The sequence below is a fragment of the Legionella quinlivanii genome, from assembly GCF_003265995.1.
GTDB classification, from domain to species: domain Bacteria; phylum Pseudomonadota; class Gammaproteobacteria; order Legionellales; family Legionellaceae; genus Legionella_C; species Legionella_C quinlivanii_A.
On record NZ_MVJN01000006.1, the window covers coordinates 270,422 to 289,953 of the forward strand.

The following is a 19,532-nucleotide window of genomic DNA, read 5'->3' on the forward strand; positions in this document are numbered from 1 at the left end:
TTTTTATAATTTTTTTTAACTAATTGTTTTTTTTATGAGCTTCCAGTTCATTTTGCAGATTTTTTTTGATTTGCGGTGAAAGCATGGCTAAAATGGCTAACTTCAATTGCTCGTCACTGCATTCAAAGCATCCTCCACGAGAAGGCATAGCCCCATACCCTTCTTCGGTATGTTTGAATAAGACATTAAATCCCTGCTTCAGCCGCGGGATCCAATCCTCATCCCGCTGAATGACAGGCGCTCCAAGATTAATCATCGGCTTGGCGTCGTGACAGGTTGCGCAAAAATGCTCAACAATCTGTTCTCCTTCATCAGAGCTCCCCCTGATTTCCTGCAAAAATTCCTGGGGGCGGTGGCTTGCTGACCACACATTCTGACTCAATATCCAGCTGATAATAATCATTCTAAAATACATCGTTGATGGTCCTTATAAAACAGCCATTAGAAAGTTGGCTTGATTTTTGCTTGGGGAGTTTTTTTATAAAACGGTATTGTACATGATTTTTTATCGATTAATTGTTTTCATTGTATTGCTTCATCCCCTGACTAATTACGCTGAAAATCAATCGCTTGATGTATTAAGACATAAAATAGAGTTGTTTGTTAAAGAGGAGCTGCCCAATCAACACTATGATCAAATCAATATCGTCGCAGAAAATATAGATCCCAGGTTACATTTACAGAAATGTCATAAAAATCAACTGGAAGCATTCAACCCTTATCAGCATCTCGCTAAACAACATACGACAATTGGTATTCGCTGCAAAGAACCCACTAACCACTGGACAATTTACGTACCAGTTCGAATTACCATTCTGAAGGAAGTTCTGGTGAGTTCTCATTCGCTTGCCAAGGGTGACATTATCACCGACAGAGATATTTATTTACAAAAACAAAATGTTAGTTTCGTCAGTCAGGATTATATTGATAACTCCGATCAGGCACTTGGTCTGGCGGTTAAAAAAAATATCAAAGAAGGACAGTTAATAACCCATAGCCTGCTGCAAAAACCCTGGTTAGTGAGAAAAGGTGAACAAATTCTTATTCAGGCCATTAACGGTAATATCAAAATTACTATGGCAGCAATTGCACTTGCAGACGGGGCTTTGAATGAAACTATAAAAGTCCGTAATCTGACAAGCAAACGAGTTGTCGATGCGCAGGTTGTTGATGTCAGAAAAGTCACGGTCTCATCTGCCTAGTCACACATCCTCCCTTCTCCCGCAAGCGGGAGAAGGGTCGGGGATGAGGGTTTCTAAAATTATACTGGAGCTTTTACGCATGCTGAATGAATACGCACGCTCTTTACGAAGAAATATGACTGATGCTGAAAATCGCATGTGGTATTACTTGAGAAACAGACGATTGTGTGGGTATAAATTTGTCCGGCAATACGTCATTGGGAATTATATTGTTGATTTTATTTGTCGCGATAAAAATTTGATTATAGAAGTGGATGGTGGACAACATATGAAAGCTCTCTCCTATGATGAACAGCGCTCTCTTTTTTTGGAAAGTTGCGGTTATCGTATATTTCGTGTTTGGAATCATGAGGTTTTTAACAATATACAAGGAGTAAGGGAGAGGATTTTGAATTTAATCGAAAATTAACCTAATTAAAATACCCTCATCCCCGACCCTTCTCCCGCAAGCGGGAGAAGGGAGCAGCAGAGTTAGTGACATTTTCTTTCCCTCTACCAAAAACCGGAGAAGGGAGCAGCAAAATTAGTGACATCTTCTTTTATTTATGATATTGCTAGGTCTGTAACACGAAAAGCCTCACTGATTGGACTTAAAGGGGCTACGCCTGGACAACTATCGGTAGACCTTTTTTATACTTTTTTCCAGGGTTTTTCTAAAGATTTTTAAAATGGAACCGATAACTATGATGAATGTAATTGAGGACAATATTATGGTTAACTCCATTAACGATTCCCATAATTTTAAGCAGCTGGATCCAGAGATTAAATTAAAAAACTCCCAGCAACTTCATCAAAATCGGAATGCTTCTGGTGCAAGTAATGTCAGTTTAAGCGATGTAACCAAGCAAATTGCCATGCTAAAAAAGTATGTTACAGATACCGAAGTTGTCAATGAAGCTCGAATTGAGTTTATTAAAAGTCAGATTGCCAGCGGGCAATATGAAATGTCTGGCCGACAAATTGCCGCCAATATGCTTAATCAAATGCAATCATTTTAAGGACTGTGATGACTTCTCCTCAGGCTTCAACACTGGTTTCATTGCTAGCCAATGAAATTCATTTGCTCAATAACCTATGTAATGTCCTGGCTCAGGAAAAAGAGATTCTTCTTAACAGGCAATTTGAGAATCTGGAAAGCCTTGCTAATCAAAAACAGGAGTTATCAGAGCAATTGGAAGCAAGCGGAAAACAGCGCAGTGAATTGCTCACCTCCTCTTCCAATTCTTCAGAGCATAAGAACGCACTGGAGATTTTTCTAAATGGCTGTTCCGCTGAAGAAGCCGGTCAGATTAAACGACTCAATGAAGAACTTGCAAACAAATTAATCCATTGCCGTGAGCTCAACACTGTTAACGGGCAGGTGATCGTCACTAATCTGAATATTCGCCAGGAACTGGTCCAGATTTTACATGGACAACACCCGGCAGAAGCAGTTAATACCTACACTTCCACAGGCGATTTAAACTCAAAAGCGGGCTCAAATCATCATGAGAAAGCCTGATTCATATGAGTGTTCAAATTGACATCATTTTGTAAAAAATACCATTGATAAACCTGTGCAATAAATGTATTATTTGCCTTAAATCAAGCATTGAGTATATTCATGCCTCATAAAAATACTTTATATAATTTTATTGCCCACTATATTGACGGCCAGAAAAAACTGGTTAACGTAAGAAAGTTAAAGCCTTTAACAACACTGGACAAGAAAGATTATTATCTGATAGACCTCGAAATGCCAAGGCCAATGACTTTCGACCTGGACGACAAAAAGCTAGAGCTTATCGAGCATCATATCAGCGTTTATGCAACAGAAAGCAATGGCATTCCTTCATTAAGCCAGTACCATTACACTGTCAAATTAAAGGCAGTCAAGCCAGAAGAAGCTAAAAGAGAGCCAGATCCGCTGTCAGATCACTATATTCTCCATATTTACTTTAATGAGAAAGACGAGTTAACCAAACTCCCTTCATTAAATTTTGTCAGTAAAGGTCGACAGAAAACCGTTTCCCTTGATCATGATTTAATCGGTAAATTCCTGGCGTTGTCAGAAGAAATGATTCGACCTACATTAATGCAATTACGAGCGCTCAAAAAAGAATGTATTGAACAATTACAGCAGCAGTATCAGATAGAAGAAGCAAGAGCAAGCGAGCTTTCCACTGATCTGAAGAAAAATGCGGCCGAGCATAAGCAGGTCATACAACGAATGATTGCCATTCGGCTTCAATTAGACCCTCTTTTCAAGCATGATACCAATGCAGCAGTTGCTGAAATGCTTGGTGCTATCCGGTTTAAATCGCCTATTGCCCAGGAAAAACCTCCATTACCGCCGACAAAAACTGTGGAGGAGAAAAAATCAGTGCCCGTTAGTCACTCCAGGCATAAAAACAAACAACCGAAAAAATCATCAAAAAAAGAAAAAATCAGGCCGTCTGAAAAAGAATTTGAGAGCGGCTTACAGAGGCTGGCTCGAGAATTTGCGAAGCTTCAGTCAGAAAATAGCAGCAAACTGGCTATCGATTTATGTAATATGTTCGCAAAGACAAGCGAACTATCCATCGTTGCTATTGATGCGAGACCTTCACAAACAGGTTTAAGCGAATTAAACCTTTTGCGTCTGCAGATACAAACCACAGGCGAGAAACTGCTGAAGCAGCTTGTTAAAGATAAAAACTTTGCCCTCGCCTCTACACTTTATCCTTTTCATTCCAGCCTTGAACAACGTCTGATTAATGAGGCTCTGAGTTGCGGCGATGATCTATTTCTCGATTTTTTAATTCAGTGCAGTGAACATGATCTCAATTATCAGCCACTAAGAATACGAGAACAATTTTACCATTCCCCTATACATTATTGTCTCCAGACTTGCCGGGGGAGCATTGACATGTCTGGCTGCTTCAGCACATTACTTAAACACAATGCTTCTTTACTGGTTCCTGATGAACAGGGAATACCATTGGCCTGCATAATATTAAGCGATCCTAATCATCCTTTTCAGAAACCCCTGACAGCCAGCAGGAAATTAACCAAGGATTTTTATTTCAAGCTTGTTAGTCATTTAGAGAGCTATCTTTCCAATCATGATCTGGATGAAGCGAATGCAGAGCGATTGGCGATTGAAATTGACGTATATAGAAATCGTGCCCAATCTGCAGTACTTGCTCAGGAACTGAATGATATGTCGGAACTATCTAACGTAAGTAATATGGTAGAGTTAGCAGTTCATATCGGCAACGAACAGGTTCACAAGCTTGAAAGAGCTCCGGAAATCATCGAGGCCATAGATAATTTTAATCGAGTTGCCCTGGAGTTTAAGAGAAGACAGGTTCGCAGCAGTTGCTTAAGGACTCGGTCTATAAAAGAAATGATTAGCGACTTATTTTCCCATACGCCCGAGAATATCAAAACGATGAGCTATGAAGAAATTCTTAAATGGCGGCTGACTTTGTTTGAAAGTGCGCAAGGCCTGTTCCAGGAGATGGGAGAGTATGTTTCCATACTGCCAGCCGGCAGCAGGAGAAAAGTGGTGAAGGCGCATCGCGGAATCATGGATAAATGTGATGAGGTGATCAGAGTGGCTCAATGTACACCTGCCGAGTCAAGCGCTGCCAATATCTTCTCTTTTTTCGCCTCTGGTCTATGCAGCGCCCTGGAGGCGCAGAAAGAGAAAGAAGATCAGGTGGAAAAAGGAGCCATATCACAGAATCTGTATGCTTTTCATTCTAACTCTTTGAGCAGCTCCGATGGAGAGGATAGTCCTTCCCCTTCCGGTAGAGAAATCGTGAAAAGATAAAACATAGCCCATCAATCCGTCATTGCATTCCTTTCAGCAATGACGGGATTTAACCGGCTTATTTTGCCTGCATTCTCAACGCACCATCCAACCGAATCACTTCACCATTCATCATCTGATTTTCAATAATGTGAATGACTAATGCAGCGAACTCCTCCGGCTTACCCAGTCTTTTGGGAAATGTCACCGTTGCAGCCAGTTTATCCTGAACCTCCTGCGGCATATTTAATAATAAGGGGGTGGCAATCAAACCAGGAGCAATAGTATTCACACGAATGGCATGTTCCGCCAGTTCTCTTGCTGCAGGTAGTGTCATGGCGACAACACCACCCTTGGAAGCACTATAGGCCAATTGTCCAATTTGTCCTTCAAAAGCAGCAATTGAGGCCGTATTAATTATCACACCTCGCTCACCGCTATTCTCATCTATTGCTAAACGAGTCATGGCTTCAGCCACCAATCGCATCACATTGAATGTACCAATAAGATTAATGTCGATGACCTGGCGGAATGCTGCAAGCGGCATAGCTCCTTCGCGGCCAATCATTTTCTTTGCCGGTGCGATACCTGCGCAATTAATGCAAATACGGGGGGTACCTAATTGCTCAATGGTTTCCTGCAGGGCACGCTCCACTTCGGATTCAGAACTCACATCACAGGCTATGGACAAATCCCCTTTTTCAGTACTTGTTTTATCCCAGATAGCCACTCGAGCACCCGCTTTCATTAATGCGTTCGCGCATGCCCATCCCATGCCGGATGCACCACCCGTTATCACTGCAATTTGATTGTTAAGACTCACTTAGCTTCCCTCATTTCAAATATTGTTGGCTTAATCGTTTAAATTCCGCGCTTCCCGCTTTTTCAACCCATTCAAAAAATACCATTTCTGAAGTAACCAGTTGAATACCAGCCTGTTTCATTCGCTTCAAACCATATTTCCAGTCAAGCGTCTTTCGGCTGCCCACCGCATCGACAACTACAAACACCTCATACCCTGCCTCAATTAATTCCATCGCGGTTTGCAGAACACAAACATGGGCCTCTATTCCAATTAGAACGGTTTGTTTTCTGTTCAGATTTTTTAGCGTGGAAATAAAATTGGGCTCACGGTGACAGGAAAAATACACTTTTTCAAAAGTTTCTGCACATTCAAGCGACTGAAGTTCATCCACTGTATGACCTAAACCAGAAGGATACTGCTCACTCACTAAACAGGGAACTGACAAATCACTTGCCAGCGACATTAACCATTTGCAGCGCTCAATAATTGCTTGAGAATGCTCTATCAGAGGCGCCAGTTTTTTTTGTACATCAATTAGTAATAAACATGAATTTTCTTTTTTGAGCAGCATTGTAACTTCCTTTTCAAACAGGTTATTGTCGTCAGTGCGCATAAAGGTCAACTTAATAAGTTTCCCTAAGTCCTCTCTCTCCTCAGGGGAGAGAGTTAGGGAGAGGGGTTTTAATCAACCCTCACCCTAGCCCTCTCCCAGCTTGGGAGAGGGGATTTTCTCTATGCTGACACCTATGCGCTTGCACGAAAATGACCTTCGTCCCCATTAAGCAGTAATCACATCTCAAACCTCGCCGAATGTCAAATGATTTGACTATCAAATGGCATTCAGATAGAATGCGCTAATGTTATATTACATTAATACACTATCATGAAATCACACAACCATTCTAAACGTTCAAACAACCATTTAATGAAGGCAATTTGCTCATTGAAAAATGAAGACGAAGCCACTGCTTTTTTTAATGATCTCTGTACGCCTGCAGAACTTGAAGCAATGGCCGATCGCTGGGAAGTGGTTCCCTTACTACGTAAAGGCTTATCTTATCGAACGATTCACGAACAAACAGGAGTGAGCGTTACAACCATTACGCGTGTAGCGCGCTGTCTTAGCATGGGAAGCGGGGGTTATACACTGATTGCAGAGAGGTTAGATCAATCATGACAAAAAGATTACGTTTAGCGATACAAAAAAAAGGGCGCTTAGCCAAAGAATCAATAGAGCTGCTTAATCGTTGTGGATTAAAATTTCGCTTACGAGAAAATGCCCTGTTATGCCATGTTGAAAACTTCCCTATTGATTTACTGCTAATTCGTGACGATGATATTCCCGCATTACTTTTCGATGGTCTTTGTGATGGCGGCATCGTTGGCGAAAATGTTTTACTGGAGGCGGCACTAACTTTCCCTGATAAACCCTATTCTATTCTGCAAGCTTTAGGAACTTGCCGCTGTCGTCTTTCCATTGCGGTTCCAGAGTCATTTGACTATCGAGGTCCAGGATGTCTGGATGGTAAACGCATAGCCACCAGCTATCCTCTGATTCTTAAAAAATATCTGGATGAAAATAAAATCTCTGCTGAATGTTTAACCCTTTCAGGCTCGGTCGAGGTTGCTCCGCGAATGGGCATGGCTGATGCAATCTGCGATCTCGTTTCAAGCGGACAAACACTTGAAGACAACAAGTTGGTTGAGGTCGAAACGCTTTTAAACAGTCAGGCATTATTCATTCAATCATCTTATCCCCTTCCTGATGAACTGCAAAATCTGCTCATCATGCTTAAGCGCCGCATTGAAGCGGTTCAGCAGGCACAGGAGAGAAAATACATTCTTTTTCATGCACCCCGTAATGCACTCCAGCAAATCTGTGAGTACTTGCCTGGCGCGGAGAGTCCAACAGTGCTTCCGCTGCCGGCTAATCCTGAGAAAGTAGCGGTACATGTCGTTTCCAGCGAAGGAATTTTCTGGAACACGCTGGAATCCATTAAAGCAATGGGAGCCAGCTCTATTCTGGTTTTACCCATTGAGAAAATGCTGGAGTAATCATGATTAAAATTATTAACTGGAACACCCTTTCTGATTCTGCCAAAGAGCAAATCCTTGAAAGACCCATTATGACTAATGATCCCTCTCAACAGGTCAGTGAAATTATTTCCCAGGTCAGAACCCAGGGGGACAGTGCTCTGCTTGAGCTGACTGAAAAGCTCGATGGAGTGGCGTTGGATTCAATTCAGGTTGAGCCTGAGGCAATTTCCGAAGCCATAATTGAGGATAACGCGCTTGAAGCCATTGTACAGGCGACAGACACCATTACCAGGTATCATCAGGCGGTGCTGCCCTGTTCACAGACCATTGAGACAGCGCCTGGAATTATTATTGATAAGCAATATAGGCCGATTGAAAAAGTGGGACTCTATGTACCAGGTGGAAATAATACGCCATTAATTTCTTCCTTGCTGATGCAGGCCATTCCCGCCAAAATTGCGGGATGCCCGCTGCGCGTTTTATGTACTCCTCCTGATAAAACAGGTGGTATCGATCCTCATCTGCTGGTGGCTGCGCGCATCTGCGGTATAAGCACTATTTATAAACTGGGCGGAGCCCAGGCAATCGCGGCTTTAGCCTATGGAACAGAAACGGTCATCAAAATGGACAAATTATTTGGCCCAGGCAATCGTTTTGTGACCGAGGCAAAAACGCAGGTTTCAATTGATCCTGAAGGGGCCGCCATTGACATACCTGCCGGTCCATCCGAGGTGATGGTCGTGGCAGATAAATGGGCTAATCCGGAATTTGTCGCCGCCGACTTGCTAGCACAGGCAGAACATGGCTGCGATTCTCAAGTGATATTACTATGTGAGGAAGAAGCCTTTGCCTGCTCGGTTCAGACCGCCTTGTTAAGGCAAATCTATGAAATGCCTAAACAGGCGATCATTCGCCAGTCGCTGGGCATAGGAAGCATAATAGTCTGCAAGTCTGTTAAAGAACAGCTCGCTATAATAAATCGTTATGCGCCAGAGCATTTGATTATTAATCGCGAAGACGCCCGTGACTGGCTCAATGAGATCAAATCAGCCGGGACTGTTTTCCTGGGCCCTTGGGCCGCAGAAAGTATGGGCGATTATATCACCGGAAGTAACCACGTCCTGCCGACATTTGGGTATGCAAAGACACACAGCGGTTTGAGTACCGCTGATTTTATGAAATCAATGACTATCCAGTCAATTGATAAGGCCGGCCTTTTGGGCTTGGGGGAATATGCTATGAGGCTTGCAAAGCTTGAAAATCTGCAAGCTCATGCCAATGCCATTCAGCTTCGTATAGACTCGGTTTACGCAGGAGAATAATGTGACCATTTTAAATTTAATCCGACCAGAATTTGCCAGATTGATTCCTTATCGACCGGGCGGTGATGAGCTTAAATACCGGCTGCACGCTAATGAATCGCCCAGCGCACCTGTTTTGGCCCTTGACCTGCCTTTAAACCAGTATCCGGATTATCAACTTGAGCGGGAAGTTCAAAGGCTGCTTGCAGGATACTATAAAGTCAATCAGGAACAGATTGCACTAACTCGTGGAAGTGATGACGGTATCGATCTGTTGATGCGTTTATTTTTAATCGCAGGACAGGACAGCATTTTGCAATGCCCGCCCACCTTCCCCATGTATCGCTTTTATGCGCAGCTGCAAAATGCGGCTGTGATTGACTGCCCTTTGGACTTTAAATCCGATTTTAGCCTGGATTTCCAAAAACTGTTTTCAAGCTGGCGTGAAGGCTGCAAACTGGTGATGCTATGCAGTCCTAATAATCCCACTGGTAATTGTCTGGATATTGCAAGCATTGCCGAAATCTGCGAACAGTTTACCAATAAAGCGGCAGTCGTCGTTGATGAAGCCTATATTGATTTTTCCGCTCGGGAAAGTGCTATTAGTTTACTCCCGCAATTTGAAAATCTGATTATTTTGAGAACACTGTCCAAAGCCTATGGACTCGCTTCTGTCAGAGTGGGAGCGGTCGTCGCTAACCAGGCATTCATTCAGCAAATAAAAAAGATTATCCCCCCCTATCATTTGGCAGCACCTGTATTGAAAATTGCCGAATTAGCTTTGAAAAACCCGGAATGGCTTGCGAACTCTGTCTGCCACATTGTGGAACAGCGTCAAAACCTGATTAAAGCCCTGGAGGCTTTTGCATGGATAGAGATTGTGTACCCCAGCGAGGCAAATTTTATTTTAATAAAAAGCCCATATAACGCCCAGTTACAAGTCTGGCTGGCCTCACATGATATTGCGGTGCGGCAATTGCCGAATACTTCCGAACTGCACAATATGCTGCGCATTACAGTCGGTAATGCGATGCAAAATACCCTGCTCCTTGACGTATTAAACCGTTTTAAACCTACAGGTGTTGTATGAAAAAACTGTTACTCATTGATCGGGATGGAACTCTGGTGGAAGAGCCTGAAGATTTTCAGGTAGACCGGTTTGAGAAAGTTAAACTTTTGCCTGATGTGATCCCTTCTCTGCTTCGTTTACAAAAGGCAGGGTATCAGTTCATCATGATCACGAATCAGGATGGCCTGGGAACTGACAGTTTCCCGTTGCCAGACTTTGAGCGGTGTCAGAATTTCATCCTGGATTTATTTTTATCACAGGGTATTCGCTTTCAGGACATCCTCATTTGCCCACACAAAGAGGAGGATGCTTGTTTTTGCCGTAAACCCGCTATTGGGTTAATGACTGAATTTCTTAAAAATAATGAACTGGATCAAACGAGCTGGATGGTAGGCGACCGTGTAAGCGATCGTCAATTTGCAGAAAATCTCGGTATTGGCTTTTTGGAGGTTAACAAACATCAAAGCTGGCCGGAAATTGTTAATCTCATTCTGGCAAGAAAGGCCCGGATTGAACGGCGTACGCGTGAGACAGCGATAGAGATGGGCCTGACTCTTGACTCGGATAACAATATTTCGATAAATACGCCTATTCCCTTTTTCTCTCACATGCTGGAGCAGGTTGCCAAACATGGCGGATTTGCCTTGCAACTGAATGCCTTGGGCGATACAGAAGTGGATGAGCACCACTTGATTGAAGACACTGCCTTAGTCTTGGGCGACGCACTGCGTGAAGCATTAGGCGATAAGCGAGGAATTGGCCGCTATGGATTTACCCTGCCAATGGATGAAGCTCTGGCCGCTATTGCCATTGATTTGGGCGGAAGATCCTATTGCCGCTTTGAAGCATCGTTTACCCGGGAATTTGTAGGCGGGATGGCTACCGAAATGGTTCCCCACTTTTTTCATTCCTTAGCCGCAAGCCTTAGAGCAAGCATTCATATAAAAATCACCGGTGAAAACCATCACCATATGATAGAAGCCTGCTTTAAAGCCTTGGGCCGCGCATTAAGACAAGCCTGTGCCCGAATAGACAATGACTTACCTTCGACCAAGGGGATTTTATGATTGCGGTACTGGATATCTGTGGGAACAATCTGGCTTCGTTGAGTAACTCACTGGCCCGACTGGGTTATGACTATACACTCACCCACAATCCAAAGAAAATTGAACAGGCCAGTCACTTAATAATTCCTGGCGTTGGCACTGCTTTATCCGGTATGAATGCCTTGATTCAATACGGGCTCGTTGATCTAATCAGAGAACTTCAGCAACCCGTTCTGGGAATTTGTCTCGGTATGCAGTTACTTTATGAATACAGTGAAGAAGGCAAGGTGGAATGCCTGGGCCTGCTTCCGGGAAAAGTGAGCAGTTTTTTTCCACAGAAAGGCTGTCCAGTCCCTCATATGGGTTGGAATTCTATAAGCTGGTTGCAGAAGTCTCCTCTTCAGCAACAGCTTCCCCAAGAGACATTTCTGTACTTTGTGCATAGTTATGCCCGATTTATTGACAAAAATAATGAGCACACGATAGCCAGCTGTGACTATATACAGCCCTTCTCTGCGATTGTGCAGCAGGGAAATAAAGTAGGGATGCAGTTTCATCCGGAAAAATCAGCAGAAGCCGGCTTACAGTTACTTGATAACTTTTTAAGGATGCAATAATGAATATTATTCCTGCCATCGATTTACAACAAGGGCAATGCGTCCGTTTGCGTCAGGGCGAGTTTTCAAAGACCACAATTTATCCACAAACAGCTTTGCAATTGGCAAGTCTTTATCGCCAAAAAGGAATGACTCGTTTACATCTGGTGGATTTAGACGGCGCACGCTCGGGCTGTATGGAACAGCTTGAATTAATGACCAGCCTTTTATCCTCCGGTTTAATTTTACAGGCAGGTGGTGGAATTCGCTCGCTTGAAACAGTAAAGCAATGCCTTGATGCCGGAATTCATAACATCGTTCTGGGGAGTCTGGCGGTTCACGATCCCGATTTAACGCGAGCGATTATCCGATTGGCCGGTGGCGGCCGAATTGTGCTGGCATTAGATATTCGCTGGAGCAATAACCTGCCCTTGCTTACCAGTCACGGCTGGCAGCAACCCACGGCGATTAGTCTTTGGGATCTCGTTGAGGCTTATTCGGATATGGACATTCGTGAAATTCTTTGTACGAATGTGCAGTGCGACGGCATGATGCAAGGCCCTGATTTTTCCCTTTACCAGCAAGCAATTGAACGATTCCCGCAAATTCAGTGGCAGGCCTCTGGTGGAATTCGTGGCGCGGATGATCTGAAGCGCTTGGCAGATATGGGATTGTCAGCCGCCATTCTCGGGCGAATGCTTTATGAAACCGATTTTGATTTATCCAGTTATTCCGAGGGAGTTTTGCTATGTTAACCAAACGCCTTATTCCCTGTCTGGATGTATGTAATAATCAGGTTGTTAAGGGGGTTCAATTCAGAAATCATCGAATTATTGGCGATATACTGCCCTTGGCCAGCCACTATTCACAGTCCGGTGCCGATGAGCTGGTATTTTATGATATCACGGCCAGCAGTGAAGATCGCGCAGTCTCTTTAGACTGGATTGAAGCAATCGCCAAAACAATCAATATTCCCTTTACTGTTGCTGGCGGCATCCGTACACTGGATAAAGGGCGAGCTATTTTAAATGCGGGAGCAGATAAACTCTCTATCAACAGCCCGGCTTTGGAAAGACCGCAATTAATCAATGAATTGAGTGATCAATTTGGAAAGCAATGCGTTGTTATCGGGATCGATAGCCAGTGGATTGACGATGATTACTATGTATTCCAATACACAGGCAATCCGGACAAAACATTGAATTCAAGGCGCAAAACCCTGGATTGGGTGAAGGAAGTTCAGGCAAGAGGTGCTGGAGAAATTGTATTGAATTGTATGCAATCGGACGGTGTAAAAAAAGGCTACGACATTCACCAGTTGCAAAAGCTCAGAGAAGCAATTCATGTTCCATTAATTGCTTCTGGCGGAGCAGGTGCGGCTGACGATTTTATTGCTGTATTCAAAGAAGCTCAAGTTGATGGAGCGCTCGCAGCGTCTATCTTTCACGACAAAATTGCAAGTATACAGGAAATCAAATGCTTGCTTGCGGAAAATAATATCGAGGTTAGATTATGAATCATATTGATAATACATTATTAGACTGGGAAAAAATGAATAATCTGATTCCCGCCATAATTCAACATGCCAATAACGGTGATATACTGATGTTAGGTTATATGGACCCTCAGGCACTTGAAATAACCCAGGTTACCAGAAAGCTGACTTTATACAGCCGAAGCAAACAACGTATATGGCGTAAAGGGGAAAGCTCGGGTAATTCAATGGATGTCATCTCACTGGCTGTAGATTGTGATGGCGATAGTCTTTTAGTTCAGGTTATTCCAACAGGACCTGCCTGCCATCTTGGTTATTCAAGCTGTTATAAACCAGTGACCACGGCAAAAATCAACTTTCTCGCCTGTCTCGCTGACATCATTCAAACGCGTGGCGACCAGCAGGAAGGGATTAGTTATACTGCCCAACTGGTTCAATCCGGCGTGCCTCGATGCGCTCAAAAGGTGGGCGAAGAAGCCGTTGAAACAGTGATTGCCGCAGTAGAAGGCCATAAAGACGCAGTCATCGAAGAAACAGCAGATTTACTATTTCATGTTCTGGTACTGCTCAAAGCCTGCGAGCTCGATCTCTACCAGGTCATTGATTGTTTACAGCAACGACATATGCCCATCATTCAACAAAAGTAGTTATACAAATTAAACCTAGCCTGGCTAGCCACACCCTAGGTTCACTACCATTAAGTCAAGCTCAACTGTATATTAAATTGTCATCCCCGCGAAGGCGGGGATCTACCTCTGAACTAGCTATAATGCCGGACAAGCAATGGATTCCCGCCTTCGCGGGAATGACAAATTCCTTAACTTAATGGCAATGCACCCCAGGCTACGTGGATATTTTCGTTCATCCCTTATCTTGTAGTATACTTTCAACCCTCAAATAGTCTTGATCGTGATTTATGCAAAACGCCATACTCCAATATCCATCTGTTGACCGAAAACAAAACTGGGGAAGCCTTCATGGCTGCAGCTTGTCACTTGCCCTGTCGGAATACTGCCTGAATGAACCCGGGGTTAAATTACTTATCACCCCTGATACTCTGACGGCCAATCAACTCATGTCAGAGTTGCGTTTTTTCCTCGGACAATCGAATTGTGAACTGCTTTATTTTCCTGACTGGGAAACCCTGCCCTATGATTTATTTTCTCCCCATCAGGATATTATTTCGGAACGCCTGCTCACATTAAACCGCTTGCAGCAGGCCAGTAAGGCGATTGTTATCGCATCAGCCTCAACGCTGATGCACAGGCTTTGTCCTCCGGCATTTCTGCATCAATATGCGTTTGCGCTGAAACAGGGCCAAACACTTGATCTGGGCCATTTCAGAAGCCAGCTGCAAAATGGCGGCTATCATTCGGTCAATAAAGTATTAGAGCATGGGGAATACGCGGTTCGCGGTTCGATTATTGACATGTATCCAATGGGCAGCAATTGCCCATTCCGCATTGAATTATTCGATGATGAAATTGAAAGCCTTCGTCAGTTTGATACTGAATCGCAGCGAACGATTGCCAAGGTTGATCGAATTGAAATTCTTCCAGCCAGAGAATTCCCGCTTAATGAAGCCAGCATCACCCTGTTTCGCAGAAATTTTCGGGAACAGTTTTCGGGTAATCCAAGTCAATGCCCTGTTTATGAAAGCGTCAGCAATAGCCAATATCCCTCCGGTATCGAATATTATCTGCCTCTTTTCTTTGAGAAGACGGCCACTTTTTTTGACTATTTACCAGAAAATGCAAGTATTTGTCTTATACAGAATATACCCGACGAAGCGGAGCGATTCTGGCAGGAATTAAAACTGCGCTATGAGCAGCGCCGCTATGATATCAGCCGACCCATATTGCCCCCCGAACAAATGTTTATTACCCCCACGGATCTCCTGACTCAGGTGAATACGCATCAGCAATTACGCGTCAGGCATCAGGCAGTTGATAGAAAAGGAGCGGTATATAACTTCAAGGTGAAAGAAGCCCCCGCTCTTCCTGTTCAACGTCAGTCACCACAGCCTTTACATCGTCTACGCGAATATCTCAGCCAACCCGACCGCCGTCATTTAATTGTGGTGGAGAGTGCTGGCCGTCGGGAAGTCCTTTTAGATTTGCTAAGGCAAACCGGGATTAGTGCAAATCAGCTTAGTGACTGGCAATCATTCGTCAACAGTGAAGAGTTGATTAATATTACAACTGGTCCTTTGATTGAAGGAGCAGAACTTTTAGACCCGCAAATCGCTATTATTGTCGAAGCCCAGCTTTTCGGTGAACAGGCCATCCCCCAGCGCCGGAGTACGCAAAAAACAGTCGATCCGGATTTGATTATCCGGGATTTATCAGAGTTACGTCTTCATGCGCCGGTGGTGCACATTCAGTTTGGAGTCGGGCGTTACCAGGGGCTTAAAACACTCGAAACCAATGACAGTATTAACGAATTCCTGGTCTTATCCTATGCCGGTGATGATAAAATATATGTTCCAGTCACCTCTTTACATCTGATTAGCCGATACACTGGCATGGATAGTGAGCATGCCCCGCTTCATAAATTGGGCAGCGACCAGTGGCAAAAAGAAAAGAAAAAAGCGGCAGAAAAAATTCACGATGTGGCTATTGAATTGCTCGATATTTATGCCAAACGTGAAGCGCAGCCCGGATTTGTGTATGAGTTTGATTCCCTTGAATATCAACGTTTTGCCAGTGGATTCCCGTTTACAGAAACTGTTGATCAGTTAAATGCAATCAATGAAATTATCAAGGATATGAAATCTCCAAGGCCAATGGACCGCCTGATATGCGGCGATGTGGGTTTTGGGAAAACAGAAGTTGCCATGAGAGCCGCTTTTCTGGCGGTTCAGAACAACAAGCAAGTCTGTGTCCTCGTTCCAACAACGCTTTTGGCGGGTCAGCATTTTGAAAATTTCCGTGATCGCTTCGCCGATTTTCCAGTCAACCTTGAATTACTTTCCCGATTTCGCAGTACTAAGGAATCCAATCAGGTTATAGACGGATTAAAATCCGGAAAAATTGACATCGTTATTGGCACGCACAAACTGTTCTCCAAGGACATTAGTTTCAAAAATCTGGGCTTATTAATTATTGATGAAGAGCATCGATTCGGAGTCAAACAAAAAGAGCATATTAAATCGCTTCGCACCCATATCGATATTTTATCCATGACGGCAACCCCAATACCAAGAACCTTAAACATGGCGATGGGAGGGATCCGTGATATTTCGCTGATTGCAACCCCGCCCGCCAAACGACTGGCTATCAAAACGTTTTGGCAGGAAAAGCAGACATCTGTTTTACGCGAAGCTATCTTGAGGGAAATACTGCGTGGCGGCCAGGTTTACTTTCTGCACAATAACGTACAGACAATTGATAAAACGGCTGAGGAATTGCAGGAAATGATTCCGGAAGCAAAAATCCGCACCGCTCATGGACAGATGAGGGAAAGAGAGCTTGAAAAAATAATGTCTGATTTCTATCATCATCGCTTTAACGTACTGGTATGCACGACGATCATAGAAACCGGTATTGATATTCCCACGGCGAATACGATTATTATCGATCGGGCTGATAAATTTGGTCTGGCACAATTACATCAGTTAAGGGGCCGAGTCGGCCGCTCGCATCATCAGGCCTATGCCTATTTGTTTACTCCCAATGAAAAGCTGCTGACTCCCGATGCGGTAAAACGTCTGGAAGCTATCGTGTCACTGGAAGATCTCGGTGCCGGTTTTACACTGGCTACTCATGATCTGGAAATCCGCGGCGCAGGCGAACTGTTAGGTGAAGAACAAAGCGGCAATATGCATGCGGTAGGCTTTCATCTGTTTATGGAAATGCTCGACAAGGCGGTTAGCGATTTAAAATCCGGAAAAACTCCGGAACTGGGCGGGCCTATGCAGCAAGGACCTGAAATTGATCTCCGTTTAAGCGCGATTTTGCCTGAAGAGTATATTGCTGACATCCACACTCGTCTGATTATGTACAAACGGATTGCCAATGCAGGCGATAAAGAGCAATTGCGTGATCTGCAGATTGAAATGATCGACCGCTTTGGGCTGCTTCCTCCTCAAGCCAAATATTTATTATGGGTCACCGAATTGAAGCTTATAGCGGGCGAGTTGGGGATTAATAAAATATATGCAGCACAGCAGCAAGGTAAAATTGAGTTTGGAGAAAATCCCAGAATCAATACTGGAGTGCTTATTAATCTCATTCAGGTTCATGCCAAACGCTATCAGCTTGAAGGCCCCTCCAGGCTCAAGTTTACACTGGATAGTGAAAGCCATGAGGAACGAATTCTCGAGATTAAGGATTTGTTATTGAGGTTGGGTAATGAGGGGTGAGCGTGACCTGGTTATCTACCCATCACCCCTACGCCCTGCGGCTTGTCCGCAGGGTCCAGTGTTCCTCTATGAGTCTTCTGGATGCCTCGGACAAGCCGAGGCACGTAGCGAGTTAGGCGGCTGTAGGATGGGGAAAGGAGATAAGCCTGAACCGTTTGGCTTACTCCCAGATCACCGACTGCCTTTCCTTAATCGCTCTTTTTATCAAAGGCTGGTAGTTCGCTTCAATCGTTCTTCTTTTGATCTTTAAGGTCGGCGTCAGGCAGCCATTTTCCGGGGTCCAGGGATATTTGCTGATTAGAATATGGCTAATTTTCTCATAACTGGCCAAGTCAGTATTTACAGAGTGTAATATTTTCTCAAGCTGTTCCTTAATCCACTCCGGAGGTTTCTGCTGACCTGTCTCATTTAATGTGATTATCAGCACATTGCTGGGCAGTTCTCGCCCAACAAGGCAGAGTTGTTCAATGAAGCAGCTTTCGCTAAAACGTTCCTCTATTGGTCCTGGCGCAATAAACTCCCCTTTCTGATTTTTAAAATTTTCCGACAAACGGCCGAGAATTTTAACGCGCAATGAGTTATCTATTTCAGCAATATCACCTGTACAAAGCCAGCCATCAGTCGTTAGAGAACGTACAGTGGCCTCTGGATCATCATAATATTCTTTCATTAAACATGGCGACTTTATTAACAGTTCTTCATTTTCACCAAGCTTTACTTCCACCTTTAATCTTGGGCTTCCCACATAGCCCGGCCGTCTTTCAGATAACTCTGATAATGTAGCATAAGCAAGATTTTCCGTTTGCCCATAGCCTTCCTGGATAGGAATATTTAAATCGTCAAAAAATTTAATAATTGAAGCGGGTAAATGAGAAGCGCCCGAGAAACAGTTATAACATCGTTCCAGCCCTAATTGGTGTCGGATTTTTTTCTTGATAAAATAAGAAAGTATGGGAATTTTCAAGATCAGGCGCAATTTGTCAGGCGAGGCTTTTTGTTCTATTTTCTGCTGGAAAACTCCCCATATTCTGGGTACTGCCGTAAAAAGACTGGGCTTTATTTCACGAAGATTTTCAGCAAATTTGTCCAGACTCTCAATAAAAGACACATCACAGGGAATACTCACACTACCGAGCTCAATAGCTGTTCGTTCATATACGTGAGCCAATGGTAGATAAGAAACCAGATGATAATGATTTAATTTACGAACGCGTGCCAGATCGTCAGGGAATAACGCCAGGTAATTACCGATAATTTCATGTGTGTAGACAGAGCCTTTGGGAAGCCCCGTTGTGCCTGACGAATAAATGATCGTAAATAAATCCTCTGGCTGCGGTAAAACAACTTCCTGTAAAGGTTCTTTTCTTAATATCTCATCCCAGGATATACAGTTGCTCAGATTGGGATGATAATTAAAAGAAACGCAGGTAAATTGATTGGAAATGTATTCTCTGGTTTTTTTATGGTTATCCAGTTTGCCAATAAAAACCAGCTTCACGCCGGCGTGATTTAATACAAAATCAATACTCTCTTTGTGCTGATTTGCAAAAAGCGGTACGCTCACCATTCCAGCTAAAGAAATACCAAAATCACTAATGAACCATTCCGCACAGTTTTTTGAAAAAATAGCCACTCGATCGCCTGGGTTTAAGCCCGCATCCTGTAAAAAACGCGCAACCTGCCGGGCCTGCCGCATCGTTTGCTGCCAGGTATATTCATGCCATTGATCATCGCGTGGCTGACGAAGATAGATGCGATCACCAAGGCGCTTCTCATTATCGAGAAGATATTGGTTTATCAAACATCCTGTATCAGTAGCTGTCATTTTCAATCCTTGAAAAAT

The 19,532-nt window shown here is 43.7% G+C and carries 19 protein-coding genes; 15 read left to right on the forward strand and 4 right to left on the reverse strand.

The annotated features are described in order from the left end of the window. Window positions 1-19: 19 nt before the first annotated feature. Window positions 20-415 (reverse strand): c-type cytochrome, encoded by a 396-nt coding sequence (locus tag B1207_RS09595; protein WP_112219751.1) that lies wholly within the window; start codon window positions 413-415, stop codon window positions 20-22. Window positions 416-497: 82 nt separating this feature from the next. On the opposite strand from B1207_RS09595, the gene flgA reads away from it, so the two are divergent. The 5 genes from flgA (at window position 498) to B1207_RS09620 (ending at window position 4,998) form a co-directional block, all read left to right on the forward strand. Beyond that, window positions 498-1,202, forward strand: a complete 705-nt coding sequence (gene flgA, locus B1207_RS09600; protein ID WP_112219752.1) for a flagellar basal body P-ring formation chaperone FlgA — start codon at window positions 498-500, stop codon at window positions 1,200-1,202. A gap of 79 nt (window positions 1,203-1,281) precedes the next feature. Further along, complete coding sequence (locus B1207_RS09605) at window positions 1,282-1,611, forward strand: endonuclease domain-containing protein (protein ID WP_172458254.1); 330 nt, start codon at window positions 1,282-1,284, stop codon at window positions 1,609-1,611. Window positions 1,612-1,885: 274 nt separating this feature from the next. Further along, window positions 1,886-2,200, forward strand: a complete 315-nt coding sequence (gene flgM, locus B1207_RS09610; RefSeq protein ID WP_058506657.1) for a flagellar biosynthesis anti-sigma factor FlgM — start codon at window positions 1,886-1,888, stop codon at window positions 2,198-2,200. Between the two features lie 8 nt (window positions 2,201-2,208). After that, window positions 2,209-2,703, forward strand: coding sequence for a flagella synthesis protein FlgN (locus tag B1207_RS09615; RefSeq protein WP_112219753.1), 495 nt, complete (start codon window positions 2,209-2,211; stop codon window positions 2,701-2,703). Between the two features lie 102 nt (window positions 2,704-2,805). Next, window positions 2,806-4,998, forward strand: a complete 2,193-nt coding sequence (locus B1207_RS09620) for a hypothetical protein (protein ID WP_112219754.1) — start codon at window positions 2,806-2,808, stop codon at window positions 4,996-4,998. A 58-nt stretch (window positions 4,999-5,056) separates the two neighbouring features. Here the strand turns inward: B1207_RS09620 and B1207_RS09625 are convergent, their stop codons facing one another. Together B1207_RS09625 and B1207_RS09630 are read right to left on the reverse strand one after the other, a co-directional pair. Further along, the gene (locus tag B1207_RS09625; RefSeq protein ID WP_112219755.1) at window positions 5,057-5,800 is read right to left on the reverse strand and encodes an SDR family oxidoreductase; all 744 of its coding nucleotides are present in this window, start codon (window positions 5,798-5,800) and stop codon (window positions 5,057-5,059) included. Between the two features lie 10 nt (window positions 5,801-5,810). After that, window positions 5,811-6,353: a hydrolase gene (locus B1207_RS09630; RefSeq protein ID WP_112219756.1), complete on the reverse strand. Its 543-nt coding sequence runs from the start codon at window positions 6,351-6,353 to the stop codon at window positions 5,811-5,813. 312 nt (window positions 6,354-6,665) lie between these two features. On the opposite strand from B1207_RS09630, the gene B1207_RS09635 reads away from it, so the two are divergent. The 10 genes from B1207_RS09635 (at window position 6,666) to mfd (ending at window position 17,689) form a co-directional block, all read left to right on the forward strand. After that, window positions 6,666-6,959: a YerC/YecD family TrpR-related protein gene (locus B1207_RS09635; protein ID WP_112219757.1), complete on the forward strand. Its 294-nt coding sequence runs from the start codon at window positions 6,666-6,668 to the stop codon at window positions 6,957-6,959. Continuing rightward, window positions 6,956-7,837 carry an ATP phosphoribosyltransferase gene (gene hisG / locus B1207_RS09640; protein ID WP_112219758.1) on the forward strand — a complete coding sequence of 294 codons (882 nt, stop codon included), beginning with the start codon at window positions 6,956-6,958 and terminating at the stop codon, window positions 7,835-7,837. Before B1207_RS09635 ends, hisG begins: the two co-directional genes overlap by 4 nt. 2 nt (window positions 7,838-7,839) lie before the next feature. Next, window positions 7,840-9,141: a histidinol dehydrogenase gene (hisD, locus tag B1207_RS09645; protein WP_112219759.1), complete on the forward strand. Its 1,302-nt coding sequence runs from the start codon at window positions 7,840-7,842 to the stop codon at window positions 9,139-9,141. A 1-nt stretch (window position 9,142) separates the two neighbouring features. Next, window positions 9,143-10,210: a histidinol-phosphate transaminase gene (gene hisC, locus B1207_RS09650; protein ID WP_112219760.1), complete on the forward strand. Its 1,068-nt coding sequence runs from the start codon at window positions 9,143-9,145 to the stop codon at window positions 10,208-10,210. Continuing rightward, the gene (gene hisB / locus B1207_RS09655; RefSeq protein WP_112219761.1) at window positions 10,207-11,256 is read left to right on the forward strand and encodes a bifunctional histidinol-phosphatase/imidazoleglycerol-phosphate dehydratase HisB; all 1,050 of its coding nucleotides are present in this window, start codon (window positions 10,207-10,209) and stop codon (window positions 11,254-11,256) included. Before hisC ends, hisB begins: the two co-directional genes overlap by 4 nt. Continuing rightward, window positions 11,253-11,852 (forward strand): imidazole glycerol phosphate synthase subunit HisH, encoded by a 600-nt coding sequence (gene hisH, locus B1207_RS09660; protein ID WP_112219762.1) that lies wholly within the window; start codon window positions 11,253-11,255, stop codon window positions 11,850-11,852. Before hisB ends, hisH begins: the two co-directional genes overlap by 4 nt. After that, on the forward strand, window positions 11,852-12,586 hold the full coding sequence (locus B1207_RS09665) for a HisA/HisF-related TIM barrel protein (protein WP_112219763.1): 735 nt from the start codon (window positions 11,852-11,854) through the stop codon (window positions 12,584-12,586). Before hisH ends, B1207_RS09665 begins: the two co-directional genes overlap by 1 nt. After that, window positions 12,580-13,347, forward strand: coding sequence for an imidazole glycerol phosphate synthase subunit HisF (gene hisF, locus B1207_RS09670; protein ID WP_112219764.1), 768 nt, complete (start codon window positions 12,580-12,582; stop codon window positions 13,345-13,347). The genes B1207_RS09665 and hisF overlap by 7 nt, the downstream gene beginning before the upstream one ends. Then, on the forward strand, window positions 13,344-13,973 hold the full coding sequence (hisIE, locus tag B1207_RS09675) for a bifunctional phosphoribosyl-AMP cyclohydrolase/phosphoribosyl-ATP diphosphatase HisIE (protein WP_112219765.1): 630 nt from the start codon (window positions 13,344-13,346) through the stop codon (window positions 13,971-13,973). The genes hisF and hisIE overlap by 4 nt, the downstream gene beginning before the upstream one ends. 269 nt (window positions 13,974-14,242) lie before the next feature. Beyond that, window positions 14,243-17,689, forward strand: coding sequence for a transcription-repair coupling factor (gene mfd, locus B1207_RS09680; protein ID WP_112219766.1), 3,447 nt, complete (start codon window positions 14,243-14,245; stop codon window positions 17,687-17,689). A 160-nt stretch (window positions 17,690-17,849) separates the two neighbouring features. Here mfd and B1207_RS09685 read toward each other — a convergent pair whose 3' ends face one another. After that, entirely contained in the window at window positions 17,850-19,514 is a 1,665-nt protein-coding gene (locus tag B1207_RS09685; protein ID WP_112219767.1) for an AMP-binding protein, read from the reverse strand. Between the last annotated feature and the right edge of the window lie 18 nt (window positions 19,515-19,532).

What these genes read in the sequence shown, in the direction of transcription:
- B1207_RS09605 (WP_172458254.1), top strand. Translation starts at nt 1,282, where the DNA reads ATGCTGAATGAATACGCACGCTCTTTACGAAGAAATATGACTGATGCT.
- flgA (WP_112219752.1), top strand. Translation starts at nt 498, where the DNA reads ATGATTTTTTATCGATTAATTGTTTTCATTGTATTGCTTCATCCCCTG.
- B1207_RS09615 (WP_112219753.1), top strand. Translation starts at nt 2,209, where the DNA reads ATGACTTCTCCTCAGGCTTCAACACTGGTTTCATTGCTAGCCAATGAA.
- B1207_RS09635 (WP_112219757.1), top strand. Translation starts at nt 6,666, where the DNA reads ATGAAATCACACAACCATTCTAAACGTTCAAACAACCATTTAATGAAG.
- hisH (WP_112219762.1), top strand. Translation starts at nt 11,253, where the DNA reads ATGATTGCGGTACTGGATATCTGTGGGAACAATCTGGCTTCGTTGAGT.
- mfd (WP_112219766.1), top strand. Translation starts at nt 14,243, where the DNA reads ATGCAAAACGCCATACTCCAATATCCATCTGTTGACCGAAAACAAAAC.
- B1207_RS09630 (WP_112219756.1), bottom strand. Translation starts at nt 6,353, where the DNA reads ATGCTGCTCAAAAAAGAAAATTCATGTTTATTACTAATTGATGTACAA.
- flgM (WP_058506657.1), top strand. Translation starts at nt 1,886, where the DNA reads ATGATGAATGTAATTGAGGACAATATTATGGTTAACTCCATTAACGAT.
- B1207_RS09665 (WP_112219763.1), top strand. Translation starts at nt 11,852, where the DNA reads ATGAATATTATTCCTGCCATCGATTTACAACAAGGGCAATGCGTCCGT.
- hisF (WP_112219764.1), top strand. Translation starts at nt 12,580, where the DNA reads ATGTTAACCAAACGCCTTATTCCCTGTCTGGATGTATGTAATAATCAG.
- hisG (WP_112219758.1), top strand. Translation starts at nt 6,956, where the DNA reads ATGACAAAAAGATTACGTTTAGCGATACAAAAAAAAGGGCGCTTAGCC.
- hisD (WP_112219759.1), top strand. Translation starts at nt 7,840, where the DNA reads ATGATTAAAATTATTAACTGGAACACCCTTTCTGATTCTGCCAAAGAG.
- B1207_RS09685 (WP_112219767.1), bottom strand. Translation starts at nt 19,514, where the DNA reads ATGACAGCTACTGATACAGGATGTTTGATAAACCAATATCTTCTCGAT.
- B1207_RS09620 (WP_112219754.1), top strand. Translation starts at nt 2,806, where the DNA reads ATGCCTCATAAAAATACTTTATATAATTTTATTGCCCACTATATTGAC.
- hisIE (WP_112219765.1), top strand. Translation starts at nt 13,344, where the DNA reads ATGAATCATATTGATAATACATTATTAGACTGGGAAAAAATGAATAAT.
- B1207_RS09595 (WP_112219751.1), bottom strand. Translation starts at nt 415, where the DNA reads ATGTATTTTAGAATGATTATTATCAGCTGGATATTGAGTCAGAATGTG.
- hisB (WP_112219761.1), top strand. Translation starts at nt 10,207, where the DNA reads ATGAAAAAACTGTTACTCATTGATCGGGATGGAACTCTGGTGGAAGAG.